The 6,216-nt window shown below is 51.9% G+C and carries 5 protein-coding genes; 1 reads left to right on the top strand and 4 read right to left on the bottom strand.

Annotated elements, in window-relative coordinates; genetic code table 11:
* Window positions 1-320: 320 nt before the first annotated feature.
* A complete protein-coding gene (locus tag ACW9KT_RS21710) occupies window positions 321-1,664 on the top strand; it encodes a glycoside hydrolase family 2 TIM barrel-domain containing protein (RefSeq protein ID WP_457084375.1) in 1,344 nt (447 codons plus the stop codon).
* A gap of 110 nt (window positions 1,665-1,774) precedes the next feature.
* On the opposite strand, the gene ACW9KT_RS21705 is transcribed toward ACW9KT_RS21710, so the two are convergent.
* From ACW9KT_RS21705 to ACW9KT_RS21690, 4 genes are all read right to left on the bottom strand, one after another.
* Window positions 1,775-2,203 (bottom strand): rhodanese-like domain-containing protein, encoded by a 429-nt coding sequence (locus ACW9KT_RS21705; RefSeq protein ID WP_457084373.1) that lies wholly within the window; start codon window positions 2,201-2,203, stop codon window positions 1,775-1,777.
* 167 nt (window positions 2,204-2,370) lie between these two features.
* Window positions 2,371-4,536, bottom strand: a complete 2,166-nt coding sequence (ligA, locus tag ACW9KT_RS21700; protein WP_457084371.1) for an NAD-dependent DNA ligase LigA — start codon at window positions 4,534-4,536, stop codon at window positions 2,371-2,373.
* A gap of 157 nt (window positions 4,537-4,693) precedes the next feature.
* Complete coding sequence (locus ACW9KT_RS21695; RefSeq protein ID WP_457084370.1) at window positions 4,694-5,215, bottom strand: DUF4920 domain-containing protein; 522 nt, start codon at window positions 5,213-5,215, stop codon at window positions 4,694-4,696.
* Between the two features lie 55 nt (window positions 5,216-5,270).
* The gene (locus tag ACW9KT_RS21690) at window positions 5,271-6,050 is read right to left on the bottom strand and encodes a TapB family protein (RefSeq protein WP_457084368.1); all 780 of its coding nucleotides are present in this window, start codon (window positions 6,048-6,050) and stop codon (window positions 5,271-5,273) included.
* Window positions 6,051-6,216 lie beyond the last annotated feature (166 nt).

Genomic DNA, 6,216 nt, shown 5'->3' with positions numbered 1-6,216 from the left:
TGTAAGAATTACTCCTACTAGAACCAAGATTCGCATTTGTGGTACACCTTCTACCCAACTATAGCTAACTTTACCATGGTTGTTAGGGGGGGCAGAAATAGTATCAAATACCTTTTTGGCGCTTTTTATAATCTGTTCGTCTTTTAGGACCATTAGATAAATTGGCTTGAAAATAGTACCAGTTGGCATTAACTATTGACGAGTAAACTCATCTATAATGGACTTTGTCATATTTGGATTTTGCTAAACTTATAGTTATATACTTATTTTGATCAGTTACACTATCTTGGTTAATTTACTTCTTTCCACTAGTTAATACAATGCTGATTTTTCATCGCTTTCAGATCGTGTACTGGGGGAGTATTATGATTTTGCTATTGCTCAGCTGTCAGTCGAATACTAAACAGTCGAGACCTGCTAGCCCACCAGTTGGAGTTGTTCATGTACAAATTACACGTACTAAAACCGGTTATCAGATTTTACGAGGAGGCAAACCCTACTACATTAAAGGAGTATCAGGGCAGCAACAACTTGATCGGGTAAAGATGTTAGGAGGAAATTCCATTCGGCTGTACACCACAAACTATGCCGATGCAGTATTGGATAAGGCACAAGAACAGGGTTTAACTGTGATGTTAGGCTTGTGGATGAAGCCTGAATACGAGAAGTTCGACTACTTTGATCAGGATGCTGTTGCCCAACAAAAAGAACAAATCAGGCAGGACGTGCTGCGATATAAGAACCATCCGGCGCTGCTAATGTGGAATGTTGGCAATGAACTGGATATGCATTCCACGAATCCTCGCTCGTTTCAAGTTTTGAATGATTACATAAAGATGATTCATGAATTGGATCCATATCATCCTGTTACGACGGCCCTAAGCGGCCATTTCAACATGGTGGCGGCTACGCGCCGCTTTTGCCCTGACCTTGATATTCTTACTCTTAATGTATTTGACCAACTCGATAAACTCAGTGAGCGGCTACTTGAGAAAGGATGGGATGGACCTTATATTGTTGGTGAGTTTGGAGCTCGCGGCTGGTGGGAAGCGCCAATGACAGTATGGCAAGCGCCCTTAGATCAAAGTAGTACCATGAAAGCGGAGTATATCAGTAGCCGTTTCAAGAGTACGATGGTTAAAGACCGGGATCGATGCTTAGGATCTTACGTCTTGTACTGGGGACAACGGTTCGAGCAGACTCCTATGTGGTTCAGCTTATTTACAGCCAAAGGCGAGAAAACACCTGTGGTAGACTTGATGCACACCTTATGGACGGGAAAAGAAGTATCGAATAAAGCGCCATATTTAACTCAACTGAAGCTAAACGGGCAAGACGCTAGCGAAAACACCTTCTTAGAGCCTGGAAGGATTTACCCAGCGATTGTAGACGTTACCGACCCAGAAGGCGACTCACTACGGGTGCATTGGGAGGTTACCCCTGACATCAATGAAATGGGCGCCTTACCTCAATACCGAACAGCACCCGAACCGGTAGCGAATGCTATTGAGCAGGTTCAGGGGTTGCAAGCGCGCGTACGCGCGCCTGCCAAGCATGGCCCTTATCGACTAATGGTTTCAGTTTATGATGGGCAAGGAAGCGTCGCTACGCACAGTTACCCATTTTATGTCGGGACTATGCAGGAAGTGAGCATTAATAAATAGATAGCCTTTGGTCAAAAGGAAAAAGCCCCCCAGATAATTCTAGGGGGCTTTTTCCTTTTGACCAAAGGCTATCTATTCCATGCTTGGGTAACAAGAGTTGCCACTGGTATTTACTCTATTTTTAACCCGTTTTCCTTCAAAGTCTTAAATGCACCTGCATTTACCACCTTAGGGAAGCCTTCCTCTTGCATAAGCATGACAGCTTGGTTGCTGCGGTTGCCGGAGGCACAGTACAGCACATAGGTTTTGGTATGGTCAAGCTGGGCTATCTGCTGGACAAAATCGGGGGCCCGAAAATCCAGGTTTTGGGCGCCATGAATGTGGCCCGTTGCATACTCGGCGGGCGTACGCACATCGAGCAGAACCACCCCAGACTGTTGCATAAGCTTAGCAGTAGTGGCGGCATCTACAACTGTAACTGTGGTGGCTGTAGTAACTGGTGGAACTTCCTGGGGGGCATTTTGGGCAAGCGCAGCGGGAGCTAGCAAAGCCAGAAAACCAGTCAGAAACAGACCAAAAGTCCGAACGATCGTTCTCATAACAAAAAATAAGGAGGGGATGCCCGCAGATTACCCCAGCTCGACCGAGCCGCTTTGTACAACCGTGAGCTAGGGTGGGAAGGACCCGGCCCCGGGTGGAAGGCCGATGCGGCCCACGATTAGTACAAAGCGGCCCGGGAGCCGGCTGGGTTCGGGCAGCGCAAGCGCTAGAACAACGAACCCTGTTGACCTGCTCCACTATCCGGCGTCGAGGAAGACGCAACAGAAGTGGGATAAGTCGGCGGCTCCGCCAGCGCGTCGGCTAGCGGGGTTGGGGGCAAAGATACAAAAATGTCTGGTTCCGCAATCGTTTCCGGAGTTGGTAACATGGCTAATAAATCGGTTTCGCTGATAATGGGGACTTTGAATGTAGTTGCCTTTTCACGCTTGGCAGGGCCCATTTTGTCACCCGCTACCAAGTAGCTTAGCTTCTTGCTGATGGAGCCTGTTATCTTGCCGCCGTGCTGCTCAATAAGCTGCTGTAGTTCGTCGCGGCTGTGGTCTTCGAATACACCGGAAAGTACAAAGGTGAGGCCCGCAAGTCGGTCGCTGACCGCTTGAGGTACCTCACCCGTTAAGGCCATCTGTACCCCCGCCGCTTGCAGACGAGCGACTATCTGGCGATTAAACTCATCTTGAAACCAGGCGGCAGCTGACTCGGCAATCACACCGCCTACTTCGGGCACAGCTGCTAGTTCAGTGACAGATGCGGTCGCCAACGCGTCCACAGTGCGGTAGTGCGCAGCCAATTTATCAGCCACAGTTTCACCCACATAGCGAATGCCTAAGCCGAATAGCACACGGTCGAATGGTACTTGCTTACTGGCTTCAATACCTGCCAGTAGATTTTGGATTGACTTCTCGCCTAAGCGTTCTAGTTGTACTAGCTCATCGCGGCGCCGAGGCAGATCGTAGATGTCGGCGGGCGTTGTCACGAGACCCAAGTCGAAAAAACGACCCACGGTTTCAGCACCCAAGCCATCAATATTCATGGCTTTGCGCGACACGTAATGCTCCAAGCGGGCTTTAAGCTGGGGCGGACAGCCACGCTCATTGGGGCAGCGAAAATGAGCCTCACCCGCCGGACGAATTAGAGGCGTATTGCAAGCTGGGCACGCGGCTGGGTACACAATGGGCTGGCTGTCCTCAGAGCGGGCCGTGAGGTCGACGCCAGTTATCTTAGGAATAATTTCGCCGCCTTTCTCTACAAATACCATGTCGCCGAGGCGCAGGTCAAGGGCGGCAATCTGATTGGCATTGTGCACAGAAGCGCGCTTAACTATAGTGCCTGCTAAGGGCACTGGGTCGAGGTGGGCAACGGGGGTGACAGCGCCGGTGCGGCCTACATTATACTGAACCTCGCGCAGGCGGGTCCGAGCAGCCTCGGTCGGGTATTTATAAGCAATGGCCCAGCGTGGGCTTTTCGCCGTGTAACCCAGTACTTCCTGCTGCCGAAAATTGTCCACTTTAATCACAATGCCGTCGGTAGCTACGGGCAACGTGAAGCGTTTTTTATCCCAGTCATGAATGAAGTCTAGCACTTCTTGCATAGAATGACACCGACGCCAGCTATCCGACACCGGCAAGCCCCAGCTTTGCAGAGCTTCCAGAGAAGCACTATGGGTAGGAAATGCCCCCCGAGTAGCGCTCAGAAACCCGTAAGCGAAAAAGCGCAGACGACGGGCGGCCACCAAAGCCGAGTCTTGAAGCTTGAGGGCCCCGCTACAGGCGTTGCGCGGATTAGCCAGCAAAGCCTCACCGTTCTGTTCGCGCTCCTTGTTTAGCACTTCGAATACGGGCAGCGGCATAAATACTTCCCCGCGCACCTCAAACTCTGAGGGGCGATTTTCGCCTGCTCGAAGGTGCAGGGGTAAGTTTTTGATAGTGCGGACATTGTTGGTAACCACGTCGCCCCGGGTGCCGTCGCCGCGCGTAACTCCCTGCGTGAGCTCCCCATCCACGTAGGTGAGGCTCATAGCTACGCCATCAAACTTAAGCTCGCAGACGTAGCTGAATTCGTCGCCGCCTAAGCCGCGGCGCACCCGCTCGTCGAACTCACGCAGGTCGGCCTCGGAGTAGGTGTTACCCAGCGAGAGCATGGGGTAGCGGTGCAGAGCCGTGGGAAACTGCTTGGTAATGGTGCCGCCCACACGCTGGGTAGGGGAGTTAGGCAGGGCAAACTCAGGATATTGTTGCTCCAGACGCTGCAATTCGGCCAGCATGCGGTCAAACTCTTGGTCTGGGACTTCAGAAATATCCTTTTGATAATACTGATAGTTGAGGTGGTGCAGGCGCTCAGTGAGAGCCTTTATCTGGTCTTGGATGGCGGTCATGGAACGTAGTGCGTTGGCTTTGCAAGCTACGGATTTGCGCAGATGCTGTTGGGGCTGGGAGCCGTTTTGCAAGGAAAAGCCCTTCGGCAAAGAGTGCTGCGATTTAACGAGGCACTGCTTGCAGAAGGGCTTTACGAAACTCGACTAAAGTTGGGTCTTATAGGCTCTGCTGCATCACCAGCACGCCATCGGCCTCAAAATTAAGCTGTTGCTCCGGCTTGGTAATAGCAGCTATTTCTTTAGCTGACTTGCCGGCATCCTTCGCGTAATGTCGCAAATGGTCAACAGGCACCATCTCGCGGTGAGCCCAGCCGTTGATTACGACGGTCTTGCCACTAATGTCTTTCGGAACAAAAAAGCCGTAATCCTTGAAGCGCACACGCATTTGCTTGCCGTTGGCGGTGGCTATGGTCATCCAGCAGCCTTTCGCCTGACATACTTCGGTGGCCTTACCAATCAGCTTTACCTGCGCCGAATCCTTGGTACCAAGTACTTGGTTTAGCTGAGCAACTGGAATGGCATCGGCCGCCGTGATAGATGCGCCGTAGGTTTGGCCACCGATAGTCGCCGCGCTGGGGGGCGTTTTTTCAAGGGCGGCGGTAGAGGAGGCGTCAGAGGAGGGGGAGGACTGACAGGAAGCCAGCGCTACCACGCTGAGAATCACAAGTAAAGGCTTCATTGTAAGCATAGCAGAAGAGAGTTGAGAGGAAAGCCCCCGAAGATACGATTTCGTCTTATTTGCCGGGGTTGCGGGATTGCAAAACCTTTGTTTGGGCCAACTTGCCCTTGGCGTTGAACACTTCCGTCTTGACAATGCCCACCTCGGGCGAATAATAGTCGACGACGCGCGTTTTGTTGCGCATAACCATATCGGCACGGGGCGCGGTGCTGGCCTCCCGCTCCGACTCCACCTTGTAACACTGAAAAGTGCCCGCTGGCGTAACCACCGCCTCGGGGCCACTGAGCACCCGGCGGTTACGCACAACGGTATTCACCTTTGCAATTGCTACGGATGGGCTGCTGACTTGCACCTCTACGCCGCCCCCAGGCAGTCGAGAGCCGATAGTTGGTTGGTTGGGCCAAGCCAGCGGCACGGGTACATAGGCTAGGCGTCGGTCGCGGAAGGAAGCCAAGCTCTGATAGTCGACCTCGCCCATGCCGTCGGTGAAACTCGTGTCGCGTCGGCAGGTGTAGGTCAAATCCTGTACGCGTAAAAAGCGGTTGTTTCCATCGTAGAAGCCGCATTTAAGCTGCACCGTATTGGTCGTCAGGGTTTTCTTTTTATTACTTTCTGAGCCAAAACCCAATACTCGCTGGCGAATGGTACCGGCCGGTTGGCCCCTCTGGTCGGTGATAGAGTAGACCAGCTCCATGTACTTACTAAGGCCGAAAGGGCGTGTACAGTCAACAGTGCTGACGGCCCCAGGGCTAGGGGCCACATCCTGCGCCTTTGCGACAGAACCAAATAGAACTAAGGCGCAAATACTAGGTAGGAGGATAATGGAGCGAAGCATAAGGTGATAGTTAAGATGGACCAAACCACAGCAAGGTAAAACAAGTACGATTTGCTAGCACCGCAGCTTGAACAATAGCAAGAATTACAAACTTGCGTTTGGCCCGGTCGCATGCTAGCTTTCGCTTCAAACTAAAACCGTGCTTCATCTAGCACGTTTAGCAACT

The organism is Hymenobacter sp. HD11105, from assembly GCF_054051685.1.
The sequence above is the reverse complement of the archived record's forward strand: the minus strand, read 5'-3'. Positions and strand labels throughout refer to the sequence as shown.

Excerpts from the sequence above, each read along its gene's own strand:
- ACW9KT_RS21695 (WP_457084370.1), bottom strand. The coding sequence starts at position 5,215 with ATGAAGCCTTTACTTGTGATTCTCAGCGTGGTAGCGCTGGCTTCCTGT.
- ACW9KT_RS21690 (WP_457084368.1), bottom strand. The coding sequence starts at position 6,050 with ATGCTTCGCTCCATTATCCTCCTACCTAGTATTTGCGCCTTAGTTCTA.
- ACW9KT_RS21710 (WP_457084375.1), top strand. The coding sequence starts at position 321 with ATGCTGATTTTTCATCGCTTTCAGATCGTGTACTGGGGGAGTATTATG.
- ACW9KT_RS21705 (WP_457084373.1), bottom strand. The coding sequence starts at position 2,203 with ATGAGAACGATCGTTCGGACTTTTGGTCTGTTTCTGACTGGTTTTCTG.
- ligA (WP_457084371.1), bottom strand. The coding sequence starts at position 4,536 with ATGACCGCCATCCAAGACCAGATAAAGGCTCTCACTGAGCGCCTGCAC.